The following is a 24158-nucleotide window of genomic DNA, read 5'->3' as shown; positions in this document are numbered from 1 at the left end:
CGGCTCACTCGGGGACGCGGCGGTAGGCGCCGTCGCTGGCCGAGGTGGCCATCGAGGCGTACGCCCGCAGCGCGGCGGAGACCGGGCGCTGGCGGTCGGCCGGCGTGTAGGGCCGGTCGCGCTTCTCCTCGGCGACCCGCCGGGCCTGCAGCACGTCGTCGGGCACGTTCAGGTGGATGGACCGGGCGGGGATGTCGATGACGATCTCGTCGCCCTCCCGCACCAGCGCGATCAGCCCACCCGACGCCGCCTCGGGCGAGGCGTGCCCGATGGACAGCCCGGAGGTGCCGCCGGAGAACCGGCCGTCGGTGAGCAGCGCGCAGGCCCGGCCCAGGCCCCGGCCCTTGAGGAACGACGTGGGGTAGAGCATCTCCTGCATGCCCGGCCCGCCCTTCGGCCCCTCGTACCGGATCACCACCACGTCGCCGGCGACGACCTCCTTGGCCAGGATCGCGGTCACCGCGTCGTCCTGCGACTCGTAGACCTTGGCGGGGCCGCGGAAGGTCAGGCACTCCTCGGGCACCCCGGCGGTCTTCACCACGCAGCCGTCCGGCGCGAGGTTGCCGTGCAGGATCGCCAGCCCGCCGTCGGCGGAGTACGCGTGCTCCCGGTCCCGGATACAGCCGTCGGCCGCGTCGGTGTCCAGCGACGACCAGCGGTTGGTCGTGGAGAACGGCTCGGTGGTGCGCACCCCGCCCGGCGCGGCGTGGAACAGCTCGGCCGCCTCCGGCGTGGCCTTTCCGCCCCGGACGTCCCAGTCGGCCAGCCACTGCTCCAGCGAGGGGGCGTGCACCGCGTGCACGTCCCGGTGGAGCAGCCCGGCGCGGTCCAGCTCGCCGAGGATGGCCGGGATGCCGCCGGCCCGGTGCACGTCCTCCATGTGGTACTGGGGCGAGTTCGGCGCCACCTTGGCCAGGCAGGGCACCCGGCGGGAGATCTCGTCGATGTCGGCCACGCCGAAGTCCAGCTCCGCCTCGCGGGCGGCGGCGAGCAGGTGCAGCACGGTGTTGGTGGACCCGCCCATCGCCACGTCGAGGGCCACGGCGTTCTCGAACGCGGGCCGGGAGGCGATCGCGCGGGGCAGCACCGAGGCGTCGTCCTCCTCGTACCACCGCTTGGCGATCTCCACGACGGTGCGGCCGGCCTCGACGAAGAGCGACCGGCGCGCGGCGTGGGTGGCCAGCGTCGACCCGTTGCCGGGCAGCGCCAGGCCGATCGCCTCGGTGAGGCAGTTCATCGAGTTGGCGGTGAACATGCCGGAGCACGACCCGCAGGTCGGGCAGGCCGAGCGCTCGATCTGGCCGAGCTGGTCGTCGGTGACCGCCTCGTTCGAGGAGGCGATCATGGCGTCGATGAGGTCGATCTTCGAGTGCACGACGCCCTCGATCGCCACCGTCTTGCCGGCCTCCATCGGGCCGCCGGAGACGAAGACGGTGGGGATGTTGAGCCGCAGCGCGGCCAGCAGCATCCCGGGCGTGATCTTGTCGCAGTTGGAGATGCAGACGAGGGCGTCCGCGCAGTGGGCGTTGACCATGTACTCCACCGCGTCGGCGATCAGCTCCCGGCTGGGCAGCGAGTAGAGCATGCCGCCGTGCCCCATCGCGATGCCGTCGTCGACCGCGATCGTGTTGAACTCCCGCCCCACGCCGCCGGCCTCGGCGACCGCGTCGGCGACCAGGCCACCCATGTCCTTGAGGTGGACGTGGCCCGGGACGAACTGGGTGAAACTGTTGGCGATGGCGACGATCGGCTTGCCGAAGTCGTCGTCGGTCATCCCGGTGGCCCGCCAGAGGGCCCGGGCGCCGGCCATCGTCCGACCGTGCGTGGAGGTCTTCGACCGCAGCTCAGGCATGCACACCAGTCTGGCACCGCCACGGGCACCCCCGGCGTGCGTGTGGGCCGTGTCCCAACAGATGCACATCCGGTCCCCCACGACGAGCCCTCATCCGGCACAGTTGACGACGTGCATCTCCCCCCGGGCGTGACCGCGGTCGCGGCGCTGAGCTGGCTCGTCGCCGCCTCGGCCACCGCGCTGCTGGTGGTCGCCGCCCGGCGGCGCAACGGCTCCTACCGGCCGGCGCTCGTGCTGCTCGCGGTCGCCGCCGGGGTCGCCCTGGCCGGCCTGCTGACCGGGCTCGTCGCGACGCTCGACGCCGTCCCGCACTGGAAGCACGACCAGGGGCAGCGCACCGGCTGGGCGACGCTGGTCTCGATCGGCACGGGGGCGAGCGGGCTGATCTTCCTGGCCGGTCTGCTCCGGCTGCCCGGGGTGGCGTCCGGTCCGGCGGCGACCCTCCGGCTCGCGCTCGACGGGCTGATCGCGGCCGCCGCGCTCTGGTTCGTCGGCTGGGTGCTGTTCGCCGAGCCGACCCGGCTGCTCGGCGACGCGACCCCGATGGCGTGCGTGCCGATCCTGCTCGCCACGGTCAGCGCGGCGCTGGCCGCCGGTCTCGCGCCGACCGCCGTCTTCCGGGCCGCTGCTCCCCGTCGCCGGCTGACCGGCCTCGGCGCGGGCATCATCGCGGTTACCTGGGGCGGGCTCGGCGTCGCCGCCGGGCTCTGCCAGGCCGGCCCGGCGATGGTGCTGGTCGGCGCCGGGCTGCTCGCCGCGGGGCTGCTGGCCGCCGCGCTCGCGGTCCGCCGGGTCGACCGGCCGCGCCCGGTCGAGCCGGACGTGATCAACCGGTACAGCGCCTACTCGATCATCCCGATGCTCGCCATGGCCGTCTCGGCGATGTACCACCTGCTCCAGGACGGCCGGTTCGGCGTGCTCGCCATCCTCGCCGGCACGGTCGAGGGCTTCGCCCTGGTGGCCCGGCAGCACCTCACACTCCGCGACGTGCGCGGGTACGCGGAGCGGCTGGCCGAGCGGGAGGCCCACTTCCGCGAGCTGGCGCACACCGACCCGCTGACCGGGCTGGCCAACCGACGCGGGCTGCTGCGCGCGCTGCACCGCTGCGCCGAGGCGGGCACTCCCAGCGTGCTGCTCGGGCTTGACCTCGACGGCTTCAAGAACGTCAACGACATGCGCGGGCACGACGTGGGCGACGCCGTGCTGGCCGAGGTGGGCGAGCGGCTGCGCGGCAACCTGCGCCCCGGCGACGTGGCGGCCCGGCTCGGCGGCGACGAGTTCGCGGTCCTGCTGCAGGGCCGGCCGGCCGACGCCGACCGCGTCGCCGAGCGGCTGCTGGGCGTGCTCGGCCGGGCGTACGACCAGCCGGAGGCCCCCGTCTTCCTCTCGGTGAGCATCGGGGTGGCCGGTTGGGCCGGCGAGCCCGACGTGGAGCTGCTGCAACGCCACGCCGATCTGGCGCTGCGCTACGCCAAGCAGCGCGGCAAGAACCGGATCGAGCGCTACGACGCCGCGTACGACCAACTGCTGCGCCGACGGACCACGCTCGAGCACGAGCTGCGCGGCGCCATCGAGCGCGACGAGCTGCGGCTCGCCTTCCAGCCGGTCGCCTCGCTGCCCTCGGTCCGTCCGGTCGGCGCCGAGGCGCTGCTCCGCTGGCACCACCCGGAGCTGGGCAACGTCCGCCCGGACGAGTTCATCCCCCTCGCGGAGGAGTGCGGGATGATCGCCAAGCTCGGCGCGTGGGTGCTGCACCAGGCCTGCTACCAGCTCTCCCGCTGGCTCGCCGACGGGCACGACGTCTGGGTCTCGGTGAACGTCTCGCCGCGCGAGCTGCACGCCCCGGAATACGTGGTGCTGGTCGCCGAGGCGCTGCGCGCGCACCACGTGCCGCCGCAGCGGCTGGTGCTGGAGGTGACCGAGCACGCCGTCGCCACCGACCTCGACGAGCTGGTCCGGCGACTGACCGCGCTGCGGCTGACCGGAGTGCGGATCGCCCTGGACGACTTCGGCGCCGGCTACTCCTCGCTCGGGCAGCTGCGCCGGCTGCCGATCGACATCCTGAAGATCGACCACAGCCTGGTGGCCGAGCACGAGCCGGTCCGCCCGGTGGGCCGGGACGGTCCGGCGTTCGCGCCGATGGTCGACATCGTGATGCGTCTCGGTCATCAGCTCGGGCTGGAAGTCATCGCCGAGGGGGTCACCACGCCCACCGAGCTGGCCGCCGTGGTGGCCGCCGGCTGCCGGTTCGGCCAGGGGGCGCTCTTCGGCTGGGGGGTGCCGGCCGAGCACCTGGAGGCGATGCTCGACGCGGCCACCTCGCCCGGCGCCCGGCCCGTTCAGGTGCCCGCCCCACGCCGCCCACAGGGCGGGTCCGAGCAGGTCACCGCGGGCGTCGAGCGCGCGTCGCGGGGCGACGCGCCGACATCCGTAAACCAACATGTGGGATCAGTTGACTCATCGCGTGAGATGCGTCAGGCTTGAGCCCATGTCGTCGTACCGGTCGCTGCGAGTACTTACCTGAGCGCACTCTCCCTCACCGAGAGTGCGCTGGCCCCGTGCATCTGCACGAGGGCCGTTTTTATTGCCGTCGGACCCACCCGGGGCGGGCCCCGCCCGCGTTCCACCCGCAACACCTGCCGCACCCACTCCAGCCGAAGGCCTGAACCGCCATGACGAGACCCACGCCAGAGACCCTCGCCCACTCCGCACGGCGGGCCCGCGCGACCGCCGCGCCGGCGATCGACGCCGAGCCCGCGGCCGCCCGGGTCGCCGCCACTCCGGCCGCCCCGGCGGTACGGACACCCGCCCCGGCCGAGGTCTCCGGGGCCGGCTCGCTCGTGCGGTCCCTCGAGGCGCTCGGTGTCGACGTCGTCTTCGGCATCCCGGGCGGCGCCATCCTGCCGGCGTACGACCCGCTCTACGACTCCACCGTGCGGCACATCCTGGTCCGTCACGAGCAGGGCGCCGGGCACGCGGCCACCGGCTACGCGCAGGCGACCGGCAAGGTGGGTGTCTGCATCGCGACCTCCGGCCCCGGTGCGACGAACCTCGTCACGCCGATCGCCGACGCGTACATGGACTCGGTCCCGGTGGTGGCGATCACCGGGCAGGTGGCCCGGCCCTCGATCGGCACGGACGCCTTCCAGGAGGCGGACATCCAGGGCATCACCCTGCCGATCACCAAGCACAACTTCCTGGTGCAGAGCGCCGAGGAGATCCCCCAGGTGCTCGCCGAGGCGTTCCACCTGGCGAGCACCGGGCGGCCCGGCCCGGTGCTCGTCGACATCCCGAAGGACGTGCTGCAGGCGCCGACCACCTTCGCCTGGCCGCCGACCCTGGACCTGCCCGGCTACCGGCCGACCCTGCACCCGCACGGCAAGCAGATCCGCGAGGCGGCCCGGCTGATGACCACGGCCCGCCGGCCTGTGCTCTACGTCGGCGGCGGCGTGCTCAAGGCCGGCGCCACCGACGGGCTGCGCCGGCTCGCCGAGCTGACCGGCATCCCGGTGGTCACTACGCTGATGGCGCTGGGCGCGTTCCCCGACTCGCACCCGCAGCACCTCGGCATGCCCGGCATGCACGGCACGGTGGCCGCGGTCTACGGGTTGCAGAAGGCGGACCTGATCGTGGCGCTGGGCGCGCGCTTCGACGACCGGGTCACCGGCCGGCTGGACTCCTTCGCCCCGGACGCGACGGTGGTGCACGCCGACATCGACCCCGCGGAGATCGGCAAGAACCGGCACGCGGACGTCCCGATCGTCGGCGACGCCCAGCACGTCATCGACGAGCTGATCGCCGCGGTCACCACCGAGCGGTCGGCCGGTCACGTCGCCGACCTGGGGGACTGGTGGACCCAGCTCGACGACCTGCGCAAGCGCTACCCGCTGGGGTACGAGGAGCCGGCCGACGGCACGCTCTCCCCGCAGTACGTGATCAAGCGGCTGGGCGAGATCGTCGGCTCGGACGCGATCTACGTGGCCGGCGTCGGCCAGCACCAGATGTGGGCCTCCCAGTTCATCTCGTACGAGAAGCCCCACACCTGGCTGAACTCCGGTGGCCTCGGCACCATGGGCTACGCCGTCCCGGCGGCGATGGGCGCCAAGGTCGGCAAGCCGGATGCGGTGGTCTGGGCGGTCGACGGTGACGGCTGCTTCCAGATGACCAACCAGGAGCTGGCCACCTGCGCCCTGGAGGGCATCCCGGTCAAGATCGCGGTGATCAACAACGGCAACCTCGGGATGGTCCGGCAGTGGCAGACGCTCTTCTACGGGGAGCGCTACTCCAACACCGACCTCGGCACCCACAAGCACCGCATCCCCGACTTCGTGAAGCTCGCCGAGGCGCTCGGCTGCATCGGGCTGCGCTGCGAGACCGCCGAGGACGTGGACAAGACCATCGCGGCCGCCATGGAGATCAACGATGCCCCCGTGGTCATCGACTTCGTGGTCGGCAAGGACGCGATGGTGTGGCCGATGGTCGCCGCCGGCACCAGCAACGACGAGATCATGTTCGCCCGCGGCGTCCGCCCGGCCTTCGACGAGGATGACATCTGATGACCATGCACACGCTGAGCGTCCTCGTGGAGAACAAGCCGGGCGTCCTGGCTCGGGTCTCCGGGCTCTTCTCCCGGCGCGGCTTCAACATCGACAGCCTGGCCGTCGGCGAGACCGAGAACCCGGACGTCTCCCGGATCACCATCGTGGTCAACGCCGAGTCGTCCCCGCTGGAGCAGGTCACCAAGCAGCTCAACAAGCTGGTCAACGTGCTCAAGATCGTCGAGTTGGACGCGCAGGTCTCGGTGGCCCGGGAGCTGCTCCTGGTCAAGGTCCGTGCCGACCGGTCCGCCCGCAGCCAGGTGCTGGACACGGTGAACCTGTTCCGGGCCCGGGTGGTCGACGTGGCGCCGGACACGCTCACCATCGAGGCCACCGGGACCCCGGACAAGTTGGACGCGTTGCTGCGCGACCTCGAACCCTTCGGCATCAAGGAAATGGTCCAGTCCGGGCTGGTGGCGATCGGGCGTGGCTCGCGCTCCATCACCGCCGGTCCCGCCCTACGGGCCGCCTGACCCGACTGCCGGGCGGCCCGCACGGGTCGCGCCGGCGACCCAACCGCACAGACCACGACGGGCCGTCCCGGCCGTCGTACGAAAGGGAAGTCTCATGAGCGTTGAGGTGTACTACGACGACGACGCCGACCTGGGCCTGATCCAGGCCAAGAAGGTCGCCGTCATCGGCTACGGCAGCCAGGGCCACGCCCACGCGCTGTCGCTGCGCGACTCGGGCGTCGACGTGGTGATCGGCCTGCCGGTGGGCTCGAAGAGCCGGCCGAAGGCGGAGGAGCAGGGCCTGCGGGTGGTGACGCCGGCCGAGGCGGCGGCGGAGGCCGACGTCATCATGGTGCTCGCCCCGGACACCGCCCAGCGCACGCTCTACACCGAGGCGATCGCGCCGAACCTGGCCCCGGGCAAGGCGATCTTCTTCGGCCACGGCTTCAACATCCGCTACGACCTGATCAATCCGCCGGCCGAGGTGGACGTGGCGATGGTCGCCCCGAAGGGCCCGGGCCACCTGGTCCGCCGCCAGTACGTCGACGGCAAGGGCGTGCCGTGCCTGGTCGCCGTCGAGCAGGACGCGTCCGGCAGCGCCTTCGCGCTGGCCCTGTCGTACGCCAAGGGCATCGGCGGTACCCGCGCCGGGGCGATCAAGACGACGTTCACCGAGGAGACCGAGACCGACCTCTTCGGCGAGCAGGCGGTGCTGTGCGGTGGCGCGGCGGCGCTGGTGCAGACCGGGTTCGAGGTGCTCACCGAGGCCGGCTACGCGCCGGAGATCGCCTACTTCGAGTGCCTGCACGAGCTGAAGCTCATCGTCGACCTGATGTACGAGGGCGGCATCGCCCGGATGCGCTACAGCGTCTCGGACACCGCCGAGTACGGCGACCTCTCCCGGGGCCCGCGCGTCATCGACGCCCGCGTCAAGGAGGAGATGCGCAAGATCCTCGGCGAGATCCAGTCCGGCGAGTTCGCCCGCGAGTGGATCGCCGAGGACGACGCGGGTCGGCCGAACTTCGCCAAGTGGCGGGCCGAGGGTGCGGCGCATCCGATCGAGGAGACCGGCCGGAAGCTGCGCGGCATGATGAGCTGGGTCGACCGCCCGATCACCGAGACCGCCTGACGGTTCCGGTCCGCGACCGCCGGCCCGCCCGGCGGTCGCGGAGGGCCGCCGGTCCTCAGGGGAGAGTGCCCCGCGATGGGCGTTCGCCGCCAGGATCGGAGGCCGCGCTACCCGTCGAGTTCGCGACGGATCGTCTCGCACTCGCGGCGCAGGTCATCCGCCTCGTCGGGGTTCCCGGCCCGGTCGACCGCCCGCGCCAGCACGGCCAGTGTGCTGGCCAGCTCCGCCCGGTACCGCCCGTCCGCCCCGGCCAGCTTCCGGTGCAGCTCCACGGCCTCCCGGCCGGCCGCCACTGCCGCCGCCCACCGCTCCGCCGTCGGTGACCCGTCGGCCGGCTCCCGTTCACAGCGGGAGCGCAGGGCGCGGGCCAGTCGTGGGCGCCACACCTCCGGCAGGTCGTCGACGTTCACCCGGCTGCGGGCGACCGCCTCGGCCAGCAGCGACTCCGCCTCGGCGCGCTCACCGGCGGCGTACCGCAGGTCACTCAGGTCGAGCAGGGCCGGGACCAGCGCGTCGTCGTCGACGTCCCTCGCGAGTTCCACCGCCTCCCGTAGCGGTGCGAGAGCGTCGTCCGGATCGCCCGCCCGCACCGACCGGACCGCCAGCGTCCGCAGCGCTACGGCGAGATCGGCCTCGTACCGGCCGGGGTGCGCGGTGACCAGCCACCGTTGGTGTCCGACCGCCTCCTCCGCCGCCCGGCGCGCCTCCTCGGTCTCGCCGAGCGCCTCCCGGCTCTGCGCCACGATCTGGAGCAGCTGTCCCAGCAGCGCGTGGGCGCGCCGGGGCAGCAGGCGGACGACGAAGTCGAGGTCGGACCGGGCCTCGTCGGCCAGGGCGACGGCATCGGTGTGCCGTCCGAGCGCGGCCATTGAGTCGGCGAGCCCCACCATGGCGAGCCAGCCGGTCGGCGCCCAGCGCGCCCGCCGGCGGAAGGAGAGCGCCCGGTAGCGGTCGAGCGCGTCCTGGCGTACGGCCAGCGCCTCCGCCTGCCGGTCCAGCCTCGCCCGGCAGTCGCCGATGACCAGCAGCGTCCGGACCAGGCTCATCCGTTCGCGGAGGTCCAGTGGCTCGCAGCGACGCCAGGCCGCCCGGGCGGCGTCGGCCAGCGGCAGCGCCTCCCGGGTCGCGCTGTGGGTGGTGAGCGAGGCGACCAACAGCCGCGCCTCGGCCAGGGCGACCAGCGCCGGACGGTCGGTGGCGTCCCGTACGTGGCCGATCGCCTCGCGGCCGCGTTCGAGGGCGGCGCCCACCGTCTCGTCGTCGGGGACCCAGCTGCGGGCGACCAGGGCCCGTGCCAGGCCGACCCGGAACCGCCCGGGCCGCTCCTGTTCGAGCCGGCGGTAGAGCGCCACCGCCTCCTCGGCGGACGCCGTCCGCCGGGCCACGAACTCCGAGCGGACGCTCACCTGGCGGGACCGCGTGACCAACGCCTCGGCCAGCGGTGGCCCGAACCGGGAGAGATCGCGCCGCGCCAGGCGGCGGAGCAGAGCGACACGGACGGCGAGCGGCACGAGCTGCTCCTCCCCGGGGGATGCTGCCTCCCGTTGTAGCCCGGCGACGCAACGGTGAACGGACGATGGCCGGGGGCCGACGCGGTGTGAGGGCCCTCACCCCACAGTCCGGAACACGTCGGGCAAGCCGCCCCCTACGATCGCGATAGGTGCGTAGCCGGCACCTGACGGCCATGACCCGGTTCGGCGCAGGGCGCAGTGCGGCGTCCGACAGCCCGGCCGACCGCTCTGACTACAGCTACGAGGACCGATGAATCCTGTCGTACTGATCGCCGAAGAACTCGCTCCCGCCGCCATCGAGGTGCTCGCGCACGACTTCGACGTCCGGCACGTCGACGGCACCGACCGCCCGGCCCTGCTCTCCGCGCTGGCCGAGGCCGACGCCGTCATCGTGCGCAGTGCCACCCAGATCGACGCCGAGGCCATCGCCGCGGCGCCGCGGCTCAGGGTGGTCGCCCGCGCCGGCGTGGGTCTGGACAACGTCGAGGTGCCGGCCGCCACCGCACGCGGCGTCATGGTCGTCAACGCCCCCACGTCCAACATCGTCTCCGCCGCCGAGCAGGCCGTCGCGCTGCTGCTCGCCGTCGCCCGCAACACCGCGAGCGCCAGCGCCGCGCTGAAGGCGGGGGAGTGGAAGCGGTCCAAGTACACCGGCGTGGAGATCCAGGGCAAGACGGTCGGCGTGGTCGGCCTCGGCCGCATCGGCGTGCTCTTCGCCCAGCGGATCGCGGCGTTCGGCACTCGGCTCATCGCGTACGACCCGTACATCCAGCCGGCCCGCGCGGCCCAGCTCGGTGTCCGCCTGGTCGGTCTGGAGGAGCTGCTGCGGGAAGCCGACTTCATCTCCATCCACCTGCCGAAGACTCCGGAGACCGTCGGCCTGATCGGCGAGAAGGAGTTGGCCGTCGTCAAGCCGGGCGTCCGGATCGTCAACGCGGCGCGCGGCGGGCTGGTGGACGAGCAGGCCCTGGCCGACGCGATCGCCGAGGGCCGGGTGGCCGGGGCGGGCGTGGACGTCTACGCCAAGGAGCCGTGCACCTCCTCGCCGCTGTTCGCCTTCGACAACGTGGTGGCCACCCCGCACCTGGGTGCCTCCACCAACGAGGCGCAGGACAAGGCCGGCCTGGCGGTGGCCAAGAGCGTGAAGCTCGCGCTGCAGGGCGAGTTCGTGCCGGACGCGGTGAACGTGCAGGCCGGCGGCGTGGTCGCCGAGGACGTGCGACCGCTGCTTCCGCTGGCCGAGAAGCTCGGCCGGGCCTTCACCGCGGTGGCCGGCGGGGTCGCCGCGAGCGTGACCGTCGAGGTGCGGGGCGAGATCGTCAGCCACGACGTGGCGGTGCTCAAGCTCGCCGCCACCAAGGGCCTGTTCAGCTCGGTGGTCGAGGAGCAGGTCACCTACGTCAACGCGCCGCACCTGGCGGCGGAGCGCGGTGTCGAGGTCACCCTGGCCACCCTGGCCGACACGGTCGACCAGCCGACCCTGGTCACCGTCCGCGGCGCCCTGCCGGACGGCCGTACGGTCCGCGTCTCGGGCACGGTGACCAGCAGCGGAGTCCGCGACGTCATCAAGCTGACCGAGGTCGACGGGTTCGACGTCGAGATCGGCGCGGAGGGCATCCTGCTCTTCCTCCGCTACGTCGACCGGCCCGGCGTGGTCGGCACCGTCGGGACCCTGCTCGGCGAGGCGGGCATCAACATCGCGGCGATGCAGGTGGCTCGCCGGGAGGCCGGCGGTGAGACGCTGATGACGCTCACCGTCGACCAGGCGCTCGGCGCGGACCTGCTCACCTCCGCCGCCGACTCGATCGGCGCGACCGCGGCCAGCGCCGCGGACCTGCGCGACGAGTGAGCTGACGGCAGCACGACGGGGGGCCCGGCGATCCGCCGGGCCCCTTCCTCGTGCCGGGGCCGGTTGCCGGGCCCGGGTCAGCCGGGCAGCCGGGCCGGCGGTGGGTAGACCGAGCCGTCCTGGGCGTCGAAGAGCATCAGCCCGTTCTCGCCCGCGAGCCGCTCGATGTCGAGCAGCACCTGGTCCTCGCAGGTCGGATGCAGGTTCAGCTCGATGTGGTCGTTGGCCGCGTGCAGCGGCGCGACCGCCCACGGGCTGTCCGGGCCGGGATGCCGGTCGGGGTAGACGGCGGTGATGGCCCGGTAGAACCGGACGACACGCGGGTCGGGGTGGCGGTCATGGTGCTGCCCCTGACGGCACCGCTGCACCGCTGCCCGCACGTCCTCGGGCGTCGCGCCGTCGGCCAGGGCCCACACGCTGAGATCGAAACTCACGGCGCACAGCGTGCCATTCAACGTTCACCATGTCGAAACTGCCCCGCCGCTGGCCAGCCGCCGAGTTGACAGCCTCTCGCCGGGACAGTCCGCTGTGGAGACTCTTGCGTCGAGTTGCGTCGATTCGCTAGCGTACCCGTGCGGTCACCGGCCGAGTACGTGACGTCGGCCCGTCTTCGGGTGGCGAGGTCGACGCCCTGACCCGACCGGTCCGCACCCCTCGATTGCGCGAGCCACGCGCACTCGTCGCTGACCGGCCCCCACGGCCGTTGCCGCGGGCGTGGGGGCCGATCGCCGGCCCCCGGTCGGGTTGCCGCTCAGCGGCGGTGGGCGAAAAGCGCCCGGTATTCGGAGCCGTCGCGGAACCAGGACAGGCCGGCCGGGCCGGCGGCGTAGAGCGCGGTGGCGTAGGCGTCGGCCACCGCGAGGTCCGGGCCCACCACGGTCGCGGCGACCAACTGGTCCGCCGGCTCCCCGGTGTGCGGGTCGATCACATGCCCCTGCCGTCCGCTGACCCCGGACGTGCCGACCGCGCCTTCGGTCATCTCCAGCACCAGGGGCGGCCGGTCCTGGTCGGTGGGGTGGTGCACGGCCACCCGCCACGGGCCGCCGTGCGGTGCGTGGCCGCGTACCACCAGGTCGGCGCCCGTGACCAGGGCGTAGTCGTGCACGCCGTTGGCGCGCAGCCGGGCGGCGGCGCGCTCCACGGCCCAGCCGCCGAGCAGGCCACCGGGGTCGAAGCCGCCGGGCACCGCCCAGGCGTCGAACCAGCCGTCGGTGGCCGCGCGCATGGCGGCGCAGCGGTCCACCAGGTCGGCCAGCGGGGGGTACGACTCCGGGCTGATCTCGTCCCGGCGCAGTCGGGACACCAGGCTCTCCGGGCGGGTCGGGCCGTAGGTGAGGTCGATGGCGCGCAGTTCGGCGACCGCGTCCCGTAGTGCCTCGCCGACCGCGCGCCGGCCCAGCCAGCCGGGCGCGTTCAGCAGCAGCGTGTATTCGGCCGTCGCGGTGGCTACGGTGTGCTGCACGGTGATCCGGTCCCCGGGCACCGCGCCGGGCCGCTCGATCCGCTGGAGACGGCTGCCGAGCCGGAGGTCGGGCCGGCGATGCCGGAAACCGGACAGATCGGGCCAACGGGTCCGCGGCTGCTCGTCGATGCGCACTTGCGATCGCCCCCTCGCGACGGGCAGCCGCCCCGTCGCAGCCGCCGGCGCGGGCCCCGTGACCCGCTCGCCCCCAGGCTAGGCAGCGAAGATGACTGCTCCATGAATCTCACCTGGGAGGGTCCTGTGCATCGCCGCATCTCATAATCTGGACGTAGCGTACCGGGGGACGGGACGGCGGCGTACCGTGGTGCGGACGGCGAGCAGAGGAGTACGGGCGTGGCACGGATCGCGGTGGTGGCCGGGGACGGGATCGGTCCCGAGGTGGTCGCGCAGGCCCGCAAGGTCCTCGACGCGGTGCTTCCCGGCGTGCAGGCCACCGACTACGACCTCGGCGCCGCGCGCTGGCACCGGACCGGCGAGGTGCTGCCGGACTCCGTGCTGAGCGAGCTGGCCGGGCACGACGCGATCCTGCTCGGCGCGGTCGGCGACCCGACCGTCCCGCCCGGCGTGCTGGAGCGCGGCCTGCTGCTCAAGCTCCGCTTCGCCTTCGACCAGTACGTGAACCTCCGCCCGTCGCGGCTCTGGCCCGGCACGACCGGCCCGCTCGGCAGCGTGAAGCCGGGCGAGGTCGACCTGGTGGTCGTGCGGGAGGGCACCGAGGGGCTCTACGCGGGGGCCGGCGGCTCGCTGCACCGGGACACGCCCGCCGAGATCGCCACGGAGGAGAGCCTCAACACCCGCCACGGGGTGGAGCGGGTCATCCGGGACGCGTTCGCCCGCGCGCGTCGCCGGGAGCGGCGCAAGGTGACCCTCGTGCACAAGACCAACGTGCTCACCCACGCCGGGTCGCTCTGGTCGCGCACCTTCGAGGCGGTCGCCGCCGAGCACCCCGACGTGACCACGGAGTACCAGCACGTCGACGCCGCGGCGATGTTCCTGGTCACCCAGCCCCAGCGCTACGACGTGGTGGTCACCGACAATCTCTTCGGTGACATCCTCACCGACATCGCCGCCGCGGTCACCGGCGGCATCGGGCTGGCGGCCAGTGGCAGCATCAACCCGGAGGGCACCTACCCCTCGATGTTCGAGCCGGTGCACGGCTCCGCGCCGGACATCGCCGGGCAGGGGGTGGCCGACCCGGTCGCCGCCGTGCTCTCCGCCGCGCTCCTGCTCGACCAGCTCGGGCACGGCGAGGCGGCGGCCCGGGTCACCGCGGCGGTCGGCACCGAGCTGGCCAAGCGGGTGCCGGGCGTACCCGTACGCACCGCCGAGGTGGGCGACCGCATCGCCGGCTACGCGGCCGGCTGACGGCGACGCTGCCCGGGCGTTCCGTGCGGTCCGGCGGATGCGGACGGACGTCCGCTCCGCGCCAGCGGCGCGATTCCCACGGTGCGGCCGTCGTGCCGGCCGGCACGGTCCGGCGACGGGGCGGGGCCGGCGCGGGCCATCTCCGGCACCGCCCGATCGGAGCCCTCGACGGCCCGGGCGGCGCTACCCGCTGAACGAACGTTCGGGGTAAGTTTCTGAGCACCAGTGAAGCCGGTGTGCGGTCCCGCATGCCGTTGTCCCGCAGGGAGGTCAGCGCGATGAGCGGTGGTGACAAGCTCGACTTCGAGATCCGTCCGAATCCCGCGCCGGTATCCGCCGAGGACCGGGCCGCCCTGCTGGCCAACCCCGGATTCGGGCGGGTCTTCACCGACCACATGGTGACCATCCGGTACGCGGACGGCAAGGGCTGGTACGACGCCCGCGTCGAAGCGCGTGCGCCGATCCCGATGGACCCGGCCGCCGCCGTGCTGCACTACGCGCAGGAGATCTTCGAGGGGTTGAAGGCGTACCGCACCTCCGACGGCGGCGTGACGATGTTCCGCCCCGAGGCCAACGCCGCCCGGTTCGCCGCGTCGGCGCGGCGGATGGCGATGCCGGCGCTGCCGGAGGGGGCGTTCGTCGACTCGCTGCACCGGCTCATCGAGATCGACCGGGAGTGGATCCCGACCGGCGCCGACGGCAGCCTCTACCTGCGTCCGTTCATGTTCGCCAGCGAGATCTTCCTCGGGGTCCGGCCGGCCAACGAGTATCTCTACGTGGCGATCGCCTCGCCGGTCGGGGCGTACTTCGCCGGCGGGGTCAAGCCGGTGAAGGTGTGGGTCTCGCCGGACTACACGCGGGCCGCCCCCGGTGGCACGGGCGCGGCGAAGTGCGGCGGCAACTACGCGGCCTCGCTGGTCGCCCAGGCTGAGGCGATCGAGCACGGCTGCGACCAGGTGGTCTTCCTGGACGCGGTGGAGCGCCGGTTCGTCGACGAGCTGGGCGGCATGAACGTCTTCTTCGTCTACGACGACGGCACCGTGGTGACGCCGCCGCTGACCGGCACGATCCTGCCCGGCATCACGCGGGAGTCGGTGCTCGCCATGGCCGCCGGGGCGGGGCACCGGATCGAGGAGCGGCCGATCACCTTCGCCGACTGGCAGGCGGACGCGGCCAGCGGGCGGCTGCGCGAGGTCTTCGCCTGCGGCACCGCCGCGGTCGTCACCCCGATCGGCGAGGTCCGCTTCCCCGACGGGGAGTTCCTCATCGGCGGCGGCGAGCCGGGGCAGGTCACCATGGCGCTGCGCCAGCAGCTGGTCGACCTCCAGCGCGGCGACGCCCCCGACCCGCACGGCTGGGTGCAGCGGGTCCTCTGACGCGCGCGGCCCCTCGGCGACGTCCGGCGTCGCGGCGGGGCCCCGCCGGCGGTGAGTCAGCCGGCGGTCGGTGTCGCACGACGGCCCGACCGCCCGGCGACCCGCATCGGGTCGATCTCGGCCGGCGGCCGTGCCGGGTCGGTGCCGACCGGGCTACGCCAGCAGGTGGTCGCGGAGGGCGGTGAGCTGGGCGTCGGTGACGCCGGCGTGGCGCAGGTAGCCCTCGACCGACCCGTGCCCGACGCGCAACTCGTCGAGGAAGAGCCGCATCGCGTCGGGCGGCGAGGCGAGGAACGGCGCCGGCGGTTCGGTGCCCTCCGGTCTGGTGGCGGCGAGCCAGGCGGTGAACCGCTGCGACGCCACACTGCTCAGCGCGTAGTCCTCGGCGATCTCGTCGTCGGCCACGCCCAGCACTGCGAGGGTGAGCGCGCAGACGATGCCGGTGCGGTCCTTGCCGGCCACGCAGTGCACGACGACGGGTGCGTTGGTGGTGTCGGCGATCAGTCCGATCGCCTCGGCGACCCCGGCCGTGCCGGTCTGCGCGAGGTCGGCGTAGCGGTCGGCGAGGTAGCGGGCCAGGCTGCTGCCGGACTCGTACGGCCGCTCGCCCCACTCGGCGTGCTCGGGGTGGATGTGCCGCCAGGTCAGACCGTCCCAGTCGGGAACGCGGCCGTCACGCTCCACCTCGTACGGACGGCGCAGGTCGATCACCGTGCGGACGCCGAGGGCGGTGAAGGCCGCGCGGTCGGTCTCGTCCAGCCGGTGCAGGGAGTCGGAGCGGTAGAGCCGGCCCTGGCGCACGGTGCGGCCGTCGTGGCCGGCGTAACCGCCGACATCGCGGAAGTTGAACGTCGCGGAGAAGGGGATGTGCCGGGTGACCTCGGTGGCGTCCACCCCTGACACGGTACCGGCCGGTGGGGCTGAACCCCACCGGCCGGCCAACAGGATCAACCGTCACCTGGCGGTACCCGGCGGGATGGCCGAGTACGTGTCGCCGTAGTAGCCACCGAGCTTGTCCCGGTAGGCCGGGTCGGTGTCGGCGGTCTCGTCGAACTCGGGCGCGGCCTTGATCTGGTCCTTGTTCCGGTCGACGTAGACCTTCCGCTCCTCGTGGTCGACGTGGTTGACGGTGCCGGCAGGGATCATGACCTTCTTGCCGAAGATCCACGGACCGATGTCGACCACGAGGTAACTGGAGTTGACCTCGTGGCTGGCCCGGTCCACCTTGCCGATGCTGCCGTCGCTCGCCTCCACCTTGTAGCCCACCAGGTCGACGCCGGTCACGCCGGAGTCGTCGCGGTAGCGCCACGGATCGAAGGTGCCGCCGGGCGTGTCACCCGGGAAGGCGCCATGGCCACCGTGGACGAGCGGATCTGGCGTCCCGTGGGTCGTTCGAGGGTCGAGCCGCTCCATGGCGTTTCACTCCTCTTTTCGACTGATCGGGGGTTGGTGCCCTGTCAGCCCCATGTCCTACCCCCTGTCGAGATCGCTACACCCGCCGTACCCAGAAGAGCCGGCCCGCAGCTGAAATCGGTCGCGGAACTCCGCCCGCCGTCCCGACATCTGGATTGTTTCTCCCAAAACCGCGATCGAGTGGCAGAGTGGTGATCGTGACCAGCACCGCCCTGCTTATTCGCAACTAGCGCGCCGGCTTCCTCTCCGCCGAGCGCGCAGACCTCCCGCATTCGCGGGGGGTCTTTTTGTTGCTCCCGGTGGTCTGGTCCGGCCGCTGCCCGCCCGCGTCCCGCAGTTCGTGCAGAGAGAGGCACACCATGAGGTTCCAGGTCTACGACACGACGTTGCGCGACGGCGCGCAGCGCGAGGGGCTCAGCTACTCGGTGGTCGACAAGCTGGCCGTGGCCCGGCTGCTCGACGAGTTCGGAGTGGGTTTCATCGAGGGCGGCTGGCCGGGGGCGGTACCCAAGGACACCGAGTTCTTCCAGCGGGCGCGCGCGGAACTCGACCTGCGGCACGCGGTGCTCGTCGCGTTCGGGGCCACCCGCCGGGCCGGCGTCGCCGTCGCCGAGGACCCCCAGGTGCGCGCCCTGCTCGACGCGGAGACCCCGGCGGTGGCGCTGGTGGCGAAGGCCGACCTGCGGCACGTCGAGCGGGCGCTGCGCACGACCGCGGGGGAGAACCTCGCGATGATCCACGACACGGTGGCGCACCTGGTCGCCGAGGGACGCCGGGTCTTCGTCGACGGCGAGCACTTCTTCGACGGCTACCGGCACGACCCGGCGTACGGGGCGGCGGTCGTGGAGACCGCACTCGCCGCCGGCGCGGAGGTCATGGTGCTCTGCGACACCAACGGCGGCATGCTCCCGTCCCAGGTCACCGCGGCCATCGCCGACCTGACCGAGCGGCTCGGCGTCGCCCCCGAGCGGTTCGGGATCCACTGCCAGAACGACACGGCCTGCGCGGTGGCCAACACCATCGCCGCGGTCGAGGCGGGGGTCCGCCACGTCCAGGGCACCGCCAACGGCTACGGCGAGCGCCCGGGAAACGCGGACCTCTTCGCGGTCGTCGCCAACCTCCAACTCAAGCTCGGGCTGCCCGTCCTACCGGCGGGCTGCCTGGAACAGATGGTGCGGGTCTCGCACGCCATCGCCGAGATCGCCAACATCGCCCCCGACACCCACCAGGCGTACGTCGGGGCAGCCGCCTTCGCCCACAAGGCAGGGCTGCACGCGAGCGCGATCAAGGTCGACCCGTTGCTCTACAACCACGTGGAACCGTCGGTGGTGGGCAACGACATGCGGATCCTGGTGACCGAGATGGCCGGCCGGGCCAGCGTCGAGCTCAAGAGCCGCGAGCTCGGGCTGGACCTGGCCGGCCATCCGGACACCCTGTCCCGGGTGACCCGGCGGGTGAAGGAGCTGGAGGCCGGCGGCTGGTCGTTCGAGGCCGCGGACGCCTCGTTCGAGCTGCTGGTCCGCTCCGAGCTGCCGGAGGGCGCCCCGGCGCGGCCGTTCGCGCTCGAGTCGTACCGCGTGCTGGTCGAACACCGGGAGGACGGCGCGGTCGTCTCCGAGGCGACCGTCAAGATCCGGGTACGCGGCGAGCGGGTGATCGCCACCGCCGAGGGGAACGGCCCGATCAACGCCCTGGACGAGGCGCTGCGGGTCGGGCTGGCCCGGCACTACCCCGAGCTGCGCGACTTCGAGCTGGCCGACTACAAGGTGCGCATCCTGGAGGGCAGCCACGGCACCGGCGCGGTCACCCGCGTGCTGGTCGAGACGGCCGACGGCGCCGGCCGGGACTGGACCACCGTGGGCGTGCACCACAACGTGGTCGAGGCGAGCTGGCACGCCCTCGTCGACGCCCTCACCTACGGCCTGGCCCGCGCCAAGGTCTGACCCGCTCGCGAGGGCGGAAGGGTCAGGGGGCGGGAAGGCGGAGGGTGGCCAGGACGGGACGGTGGTCGGTGCCGGGCAGGTGCAGGACCTCGACCTCCTGGGCGGCGATCCGGCGGTCGACCAGGACGTGGTCGATCGTGACCGGAGGGATCGGATCGCCGTCGTACGGGCCCCAGGTGCCGACCAGCCCCTGCCCGGTGGCGTCGGCCGCGTCGACGTAGCCGGTGCGCAGCAGGGCCCGCAGCGGTGAGTGGTCCAGGGTGGCGTTGAAGTCGCCGGCCAGGATCCGCAGCGGCCCGTCCGGGGTGGCCGGCGGCTGCGCCGCCAGGTCGGCGCGCCAGAAGTCGACCTGGTCCACCGCGTACGGCGCGGCCGGGTGCGCCGACTCGACGCGGACCGGGGGCGCGCCGGGGACGGCGACCGTGGCGTACGCCTGGGTGAAGCCCCACGCGCCGCGGTGCTGCCGGACGCCCGGCTCGCTGACCGGGAAGCGCGCGTAGAGGCCGGATCCGGGGGTGCCGACCAGTGGGTTGAGCTGCCGGTGGGGCAGCAGCTGGTCGAGCCCGAGCCGGTCGAGGTCGGCCAGCGCGCCCGGGGTGAACTCCTGCACGACCAGCACGTCGACGTGGTGCCGCCGGACCAGGTCGACCAGCACGGCCGGGTCGGCGGCGCCGGCGAGCAGGTTCGCGGTGAGCAGCCGTACGGTCGGGCCGGTCACCCGCGGCTGCGGGGAGTCGAGGGCCCGCGGCGCCACCACGCCGACCAGGGCGACCGCCGTGACCGCCGCGAGCACCGCCGGCCACCGGCGCCGCAGGGCGAGGGCGAGCACCAGCGGCAGCGCGCTCCAAGCCGCAACGTACGGGGTGAAGGCGAGCGCCTGCACCAGCGGTCCCCGGTCCACCCCGGCCAGCCGGAGCGCGGCCCAGACGGCCCCTGGCGCCACCGCCAGCCAGCAGAGTGCGTCCACCGTCCGCCGTACCCGGCTCCCGGTCGTCCGCTCCGGAAGGTCGACGATCATGCGAGCAACCTATCCCGGTTCGCCGGCACCCCGGGCCCCCGCCCGGCACCGCCATTTTCATGAATGGTCGAGCTTTCACTTTTCACAATTTCTGGCGGGTTGCGGACAGTCCAAACAGCACCCATCCGCTATTGACGCCCAGCTTTTTTCGGTGCTACCTTCCTCGTGGTCGGCGCTCCGCGACTCTGAGTAGTAATCGCTGCTCAGCAGGTGTCCAGATCGTCCTGAGAAACAACATCGACGGTGCGGTCAAGCAATTTCCCCGGCGATTCACCGTGGAGCCACCCGGCATATTCACAAATGGGCAGTCATCCGTCCCGCCCCGCGGGTCGGCCGAATTCGCACGGTCACACAAGGGGGACCACCATGACCACTTCCTTCCGACGCAAGGCGGCCGCGATCACGTTCGCCGTCCTGGGGCTCACCCTGGCCGGGGGCGGGATCGCCGTCGCCCAGCCGGCGGCGAAGGCGCCCGACGCCGTCCAGCCGGCCGCGCGTGCCAACGGCGGCCAGCCGCCGGTGTCGGCCGAGTCGGCCCGCCTCTCGCGTGCCGCGCTCAAGTCCGGCGTGAGCACGCTCGCCGCCAGCACCAGCATCACGGTCGTCAACGCCAACGGCACCAAGGCCCGTGGCGCCGGCACCGTCATCAAGTACGGCGTGGGCCAGTACGAGGTCCAGTACGGCTACGTCGTCACGGGCGCCGTCTACGTGGCCACCATCGGCCGGCCGGACTCGTGCTGCATCCCGGCGGGCGGCGAGGTCGCCGTGGCGCCGCGGCTTCTCACACCCAACGGGGTCTTCGTGCAGACCCGCAACTCCGCGGGCGTCGCGGCCGACCTGCCGTTCCACCTGGTCGTCCACACCTCCTGACCGCACCGGAGTCGGCCCCCGCGCGTGACGCGGGGGCCGACTTCATGTCCGGCCGACGCCACCCGGCCTCGAAACCGCCCCGGACGTCCCACCGGCGCCCCGTCTGCGCCGGCCGCGTCTCTCCTACCGTCTCGGGCTGTCCGTCCCCCGGTCGGGCGGGTTGTCCCGATCCGGGAGTGAAACCGCCACTCCGACGCTGATAATCCGACGTTTGCCGACCGTCGGCCCGGGAAGCAAGCACCGTGACGGACATCTCGGACACCCTGGCCAGCGTGCCCAGCCCGGTCGAAGCCGAACCGACACCCGCCGAGCTGGAACAGACCCTCTTCGAGGTCAGACGCGTGATCGTCGGGCAGGATCGGCTCGTCGAGCGCCTGCTCACCGCCCTCCTCGCCGACGGGCACTGCCTCCTCGAAGGAGTGCCCGGCGTGGCGAAGACCCTCGCCGCACAGACCCTCGCCACCGTGGTGGGCGGCACCTTCTCGCGGATCCAGTTCACCCCCGACCTCGTCCCCTCCGACATCGTCGGCACCCGGATCTACCGGGCGTCGCAGGAGACGTTCGACATCGAGCTGGGGCCGGTGATGGCCAACCTCGTGCTCGCCGACGAGATCAACCGGGCCCCGGCCAAGGTGCAGTCCGCGCTGCTGGAGGCGATGGCCGAGCGGCAGGTCTCCATCGGCGGGCGCACCTTCCCGGTGCCCAGACCGTTCCTGGTGCTCGCCACCCAGAACCCGATCGAGTCGGAGGGCGTCTACCAGCTGCCGGAGGCGCAGCGGGACCGGTTCCTCATGAAGGTCGTCGTCGACTACCCCAGCGACGCGGACGAGCTGGCGATCCTCTACCGCATGAGCACCGACCGGCCCACGCCCCACCAGGTGCTCGACCCGGACCGGCTGCGGCACCTGCAGGGCCGGGCCGAACGCGTCTTCGTCCACCATGCGCTGGCCGAGTACGTGGTTCGGCTCGTCCTGGCCACCCGGGACCCGGGGCGGTTCGGCCTGCCCGACATCGAGCCGCTGCTGGCGTACGGGGCCAGCCCGCGGGCCACCCTCGGCCTGGTCGCCGCGGCCCGGGCCCAGGCCCTGCTGCGCGGCCGGGAGTACGCGCTGCCGGAGGACATCCGGGAGTTGGCCCCGGACGTCCTGGCACACCGGCTGGTGCTCTCCTTCGACGCGATCGCCGACGGCGTCACCGCCGACTCGGTGGTGCGCCGGCTGGTCGACGCGGTACCCCCACCCCGGCTCGCCACCCAGCCGGAACCGGCTGCGGACCTGGCGGCGGCATGAGGCGCTGGGGCAGCAGCACCCCCGCCGCCGTCCCGGCGGATCCGGGCCTCGCCGAACTCGCTCCCGACCAGCGGCTGCGCCGGCTGGAACTGACCGTCACCCGGCGGCTCGACGGCCTGCTGCACGGGCAACACCGCGGCCTGCTTCCCGGGCCGGGCAGCGAGCCCGCCGGTAGCCGCGAGTACCGGCCGGGCGAGGACGAGGTGCGCCGGATGGACTGGGCGGTCACCGCGCGGACCGCCGTACCGCACGTCCGTGAGGTCGACGCCGACCGGGAGCTGACCACCTGGCTGCTGGTGGACGCCAGTCCGAGCATGGAGTTCGGCACCGCCGAGCTGGACAAGCGGGAGCTGTCCGTGGCCGCGGTCGCCGCGGTCGGCTTCCTCACCGCGGGAGTCGGCAACCGGCTCGGCGCACAACTGCTCGCGCCGGCGGGGCTGCGCCGGTTCCCGGCCCGCAGCGGGCGTACCCATCTGCTGGGCCTGCTCCGAGCCCTGCTGGCCGCCCCGCGCAGCGGCGCGTACGACCCGGCGGGCGGCGCACCCGCGCCGCCGGACCTGGCCGACGGGCTCGAGGCCCTGCACCGCGTGGCGACCCGGCGCGGCCTCGCCGTGGTGGTCTCCGACTTCCTCGACGGCCTGCCCGACGACCCCGACGACCCGCCGCCCTGGGAGCGGGCCCTGCGCCGGCTGGCCGTCCGGCACCAGGTGCTGGCGGTGGAGGTGACCGACCCGCGCGAGCTGGAACTGCCCGACGTCGGCCTGGTCACGCTCGTCGACCCGGAGACCGGGCGCCGCCGCGAGGTGTCCACCTCGGACCGCCGGCTGCGGGACCGGTACGCCGCCGCGGCGGCGGCCCAGCGCGACCAGGTGCGCCAGGCACTGCGCCGCAGCGGGGCGACCCACCTCCCGCTGCGCACCGACCGGGACTGGTGCGCCGACATCGTGCGGCACGTGCAGGACCAGCGCCGGCTGGCCGCGGCTCCCGGCCGCGCGGCCCGAGGAGGTGCCGCATGACCTGGCTGTCACCGGCCCGGCTCTGGCTGTTGCTCGGAGTGCTCGTCCTGGCCGGGGCCTACCTGCTGATGCAGCGACGGCGCAGCCGGTACGCCGTCCGTTTCACCAACCTGCGGCTGCTCGACCGGATCGCGCCGGACCGTCCGGCGTGGCGCCGGCACGTGCCCGCCGGACTCTTCCTCGCCATGCTCGCGCTGCTGGTGGTCGGGTTCGCCCGGCCGACCGCCGAGGTGCGGGTGCCCCGGGAGCGGGCCACCGTGATGGTGGCGGTGGACGTCTCCACCTCGATGCTCGCCACCGACGTGGAGCCGGACCGGCTCGCCGCGGCCAAGGGCGCGGCTCGGCGATTCGTGGACGGGCTGCCGGACGAGTTCAACGTCGGGCTGGTCGCGTTCGCCGGCAGCGCGGCGGTGCTCGTGCCGCCCGGCACGGACCGGGAGTCACTGCACGAGGGGATCGACCGGCTCGCCGAGGGGATCACCGGCGTGCAGGGCACCGCCATCGGAGAGGCGATCAACACGTCGCTCGGCGCGGTGAAGGGCCTGGACAGCCAGGCCGCGAAACAGCCACCGCCGGCCCGGATCGTGCTGCTCTCCGACGGGGCGAACACCTCGGGCCTGGACCCGATGGAGGCCGCCGGGGCGGCGGTCGCCGCCAAGGTGCCGGTGCACACCATCTCCTTCGGCACGCCCGGCGGCTTCGTGGACCGGGGCGGCCGGCCGATCCAGGTGCCGGTGGACGGACAGACGCTCCAGGCCGTCGCCGACGAGACCGGCGGCATGTTCCACGCGGCCAGCACCACCGACGAGCTGCGCGCGGTCTACGACGACATCGGCACCTCGGTCGGCTACCGCACGGAACGGCAGGACGTCTCCGCCCGGTTCATCGGTCTCGGGCTGGTGTTCGCGATGGGCGCGGCGGCCGGCTCTATGCGTTGGTTCTCCCGCCTGCCCTGACCCGCCGGCCGGGCCGCACCCGGCCACCCGCCCAGACA

Annotated in this window: 19 protein-coding genes; 12 read left to right on the top strand and 7 right to left on the bottom strand. The window is 73.4% G+C overall.

The annotated features are described in order from the left end of the window. Positions 1–4 precede the first annotated feature (4 nt). Positions 5–1852: a dihydroxy-acid dehydratase gene (ilvD, locus tag O7603_RS14690; protein WP_281576263.1), complete on the bottom strand. Its 1848-nt coding sequence runs from the start codon at positions 1850–1852 to the stop codon at positions 5–7. Positions 1853–1981: 129 nt separating this feature from the next. Between ilvD and O7603_RS14685 the strand changes: the two genes are divergently transcribed. The 4 genes from O7603_RS14685 to ilvC all read left to right on the top strand — a co-directional run bounded on the left by O7603_RS14685 (position 1982) and on the right by ilvC (position 8031). Continuing rightward, entirely contained in the window at positions 1982–4336 is a 2355-nt protein-coding gene (locus tag O7603_RS14685) for a bifunctional diguanylate cyclase/phosphodiesterase (protein ID WP_281576701.1), read from the top strand. Positions 4337–4524: 188 nt separating this feature from the next. Next, positions 4525–6408: an acetolactate synthase large subunit gene (locus O7603_RS14680; RefSeq protein WP_281576262.1), complete on the top strand. Its 1884-nt coding sequence runs from the start codon at positions 4525–4527 to the stop codon at positions 6406–6408. Beyond that, on the top strand, positions 6408–6923 hold the full coding sequence (gene ilvN, locus O7603_RS14675) for an acetolactate synthase small subunit (protein ID WP_281576261.1): 516 nt from the start codon (positions 6408–6410) through the stop codon (positions 6921–6923). The genes O7603_RS14680 and ilvN overlap by 1 nt, the downstream gene beginning before the upstream one ends. A gap of 94 nt (positions 6924–7017) precedes the next feature. After that, the gene (ilvC, locus tag O7603_RS14670; RefSeq protein ID WP_281576260.1) at positions 7018–8031 is read left to right on the top strand and encodes a ketol-acid reductoisomerase; all 1014 of its coding nucleotides are present in this window, start codon (positions 7018–7020) and stop codon (positions 8029–8031) included. A 107-nt stretch (positions 8032–8138) separates the two neighbouring features. On the opposite strand, the gene O7603_RS14665 is transcribed toward ilvC, so the two are convergent. Beyond that, positions 8139–9542, bottom strand: a complete 1404-nt coding sequence (locus O7603_RS14665; RefSeq protein WP_281576259.1) for a hypothetical protein — start codon at positions 9540–9542, stop codon at positions 8139–8141. Positions 9543–9792: 250 nt separating this feature from the next. Here O7603_RS14665 and serA point away from each other — a divergent pair, with 250 nt between their 5' ends. Beyond that, positions 9793–11391, top strand: a complete 1599-nt coding sequence (gene serA, locus O7603_RS14660; protein WP_281576258.1) for a phosphoglycerate dehydrogenase — start codon at positions 9793–9795, stop codon at positions 11389–11391. A 77-nt stretch (positions 11392–11468) separates the two neighbouring features. On the opposite strand, the gene O7603_RS14655 is transcribed toward serA, so the two are convergent. Together O7603_RS14655 and O7603_RS14650 are read right to left on the bottom strand one after the other, a co-directional pair. Further along, the gene (locus O7603_RS14655) at positions 11469–11825 is read right to left on the bottom strand and encodes a hypothetical protein (protein ID WP_281576257.1); all 357 of its coding nucleotides are present in this window, start codon (positions 11823–11825) and stop codon (positions 11469–11471) included. Positions 11826–12142: 317 nt separating this feature from the next. Further along, positions 12143–12988, bottom strand: a complete 846-nt coding sequence (locus O7603_RS14650; protein ID WP_281576256.1) for an FAD:protein FMN transferase — start codon at positions 12986–12988, stop codon at positions 12143–12145. 219 nt (positions 12989–13207) lie between these two features. Between O7603_RS14650 and O7603_RS14645 the strand changes: the two genes are divergently transcribed. Together O7603_RS14645 and O7603_RS14640 are read left to right on the top strand one after the other, a co-directional pair. After that, the gene (locus O7603_RS14645) at positions 13208–14239 is read left to right on the top strand and encodes a 3-isopropylmalate dehydrogenase (protein WP_281576255.1); all 1032 of its coding nucleotides are present in this window, start codon (positions 13208–13210) and stop codon (positions 14237–14239) included. Positions 14240–14517: 278 nt separating this feature from the next. Further along, on the top strand, positions 14518–15615 hold the full coding sequence (locus O7603_RS14640; protein ID WP_281576254.1) for a branched-chain amino acid aminotransferase: 1098 nt from the start codon (positions 14518–14520) through the stop codon (positions 15613–15615). A 153-nt stretch (positions 15616–15768) separates the two neighbouring features. Here the strand turns inward: O7603_RS14640 and O7603_RS14635 are convergent, their stop codons facing one another. Next, a complete protein-coding gene (locus O7603_RS14635) occupies positions 15769–16509 on the bottom strand; it encodes a tyrosine-protein phosphatase (RefSeq protein ID WP_281576253.1) in 741 nt (246 codons plus the stop codon). Between the two features lie 60 nt (positions 16510–16569). Further along, positions 16570–17028 carry a PRC-barrel domain-containing protein gene (locus O7603_RS14630; RefSeq protein WP_281576252.1) on the bottom strand — a complete coding sequence of 153 codons (459 nt, stop codon included), beginning with the start codon at positions 17026–17028 and terminating at the stop codon, positions 16570–16572. 359 nt (positions 17029–17387) lie between these two features. On the opposite strand from O7603_RS14630, the gene cimA reads away from it, so the two are divergent. Further along, positions 17388–18971 carry a citramalate synthase gene (gene cimA, locus O7603_RS14625; RefSeq protein WP_281576251.1) on the top strand — a complete coding sequence of 528 codons (1584 nt, stop codon included), beginning with the start codon at positions 17388–17390 and terminating at the stop codon, positions 18969–18971. 22 nt (positions 18972–18993) lie between these two features. Here cimA and O7603_RS14620 read toward each other — a convergent pair whose 3' ends face one another. Then, the gene (locus O7603_RS14620; RefSeq protein WP_281576250.1) at positions 18994–19989 is read right to left on the bottom strand and encodes an endonuclease/exonuclease/phosphatase family protein; all 996 of its coding nucleotides are present in this window, start codon (positions 19987–19989) and stop codon (positions 18994–18996) included. A gap of 366 nt (positions 19990–20355) precedes the next feature. Between O7603_RS14620 and O7603_RS14615 the strand changes: the two genes are divergently transcribed. The 4 genes from O7603_RS14615 (at position 20356) to O7603_RS14600 (ending at position 24120) form a co-directional block, all read left to right on the top strand. Beyond that, entirely contained in the window at positions 20356–20859 is a 504-nt protein-coding gene (locus tag O7603_RS14615; protein WP_281576249.1) for a hypothetical protein, read from the top strand. 242 nt (positions 20860–21101) lie between these two features. Beyond that, entirely contained in the window at positions 21102–22148 is a 1047-nt protein-coding gene (locus O7603_RS14610) for a MoxR family ATPase (protein ID WP_281576248.1), read from the top strand. Next, entirely contained in the window at positions 22145–23164 is a 1020-nt protein-coding gene (locus O7603_RS14605) for a DUF58 domain-containing protein (protein WP_281576247.1), read from the top strand. The genes O7603_RS14610 and O7603_RS14605 overlap by 4 nt, the downstream gene beginning before the upstream one ends. Continuing rightward, positions 23161–24120 carry a VWA domain-containing protein gene (locus tag O7603_RS14600; protein ID WP_281576246.1) on the top strand — a complete coding sequence of 320 codons (960 nt, stop codon included), beginning with the start codon at positions 23161–23163 and terminating at the stop codon, positions 24118–24120. The genes O7603_RS14605 and O7603_RS14600 overlap by 4 nt, the downstream gene beginning before the upstream one ends. Positions 24121–24158 lie beyond the last annotated feature (38 nt).

Source organism: Micromonospora sp. WMMD812 (genome assembly GCF_027497215.1).
Lineage (GTDB): Bacteria > Actinomycetota > Actinomycetes > Mycobacteriales > Micromonosporaceae > Micromonospora.
Note: the sequence above shows the minus strand (reverse complement) of the source record. Positions and strands in the feature narration are given on the sequence as shown.

Excerpts from the sequence above, each read along its gene's own strand:
- O7603_RS14620 (WP_281576250.1), bottom strand. The coding sequence starts at position 19,989 with ATGATCGTCGACCTTCCGGAGCGGACGACCGGGAGCCGGGTACGGCGG.
- O7603_RS14630 (WP_281576252.1), bottom strand. The coding sequence starts at position 17,028 with ATGGAGCGGCTCGACCCTCGAACGACCCACGGGACGCCAGATCCGCTC.
- O7603_RS14640 (WP_281576254.1), top strand. The coding sequence starts at position 14,518 with ATGAGCGGTGGTGACAAGCTCGACTTCGAGATCCGTCCGAATCCCGCG.
- cimA (WP_281576251.1), top strand. The coding sequence starts at position 17,388 with ATGAGGTTCCAGGTCTACGACACGACGTTGCGCGACGGCGCGCAGCGC.
- serA (WP_281576258.1), top strand. The coding sequence starts at position 9,793 with ATGAATCCTGTCGTACTGATCGCCGAAGAACTCGCTCCCGCCGCCATC.
- ilvC (WP_281576260.1), top strand. The coding sequence starts at position 7,018 with ATGAGCGTTGAGGTGTACTACGACGACGACGCCGACCTGGGCCTGATC.
- O7603_RS14615 (WP_281576249.1), top strand. The coding sequence starts at position 20,356 with ATGACCACTTCCTTCCGACGCAAGGCGGCCGCGATCACGTTCGCCGTC.
- ilvD (WP_281576263.1), bottom strand. The coding sequence starts at position 1,852 with ATGCCTGAGCTGCGGTCGAAGACCTCCACGCACGGTCGGACGATGGCC.
- O7603_RS14680 (WP_281576262.1), top strand. The coding sequence starts at position 4,525 with ATGACGAGACCCACGCCAGAGACCCTCGCCCACTCCGCACGGCGGGCC.
- O7603_RS14600 (WP_281576246.1), top strand. The coding sequence starts at position 23,161 with ATGACCTGGCTGTCACCGGCCCGGCTCTGGCTGTTGCTCGGAGTGCTC.
- ilvN (WP_281576261.1), top strand. The coding sequence starts at position 6,408 with ATGACCATGCACACGCTGAGCGTCCTCGTGGAGAACAAGCCGGGCGTC.
- O7603_RS14605 (WP_281576247.1), top strand. The coding sequence starts at position 22,145 with ATGAGGCGCTGGGGCAGCAGCACCCCCGCCGCCGTCCCGGCGGATCCG.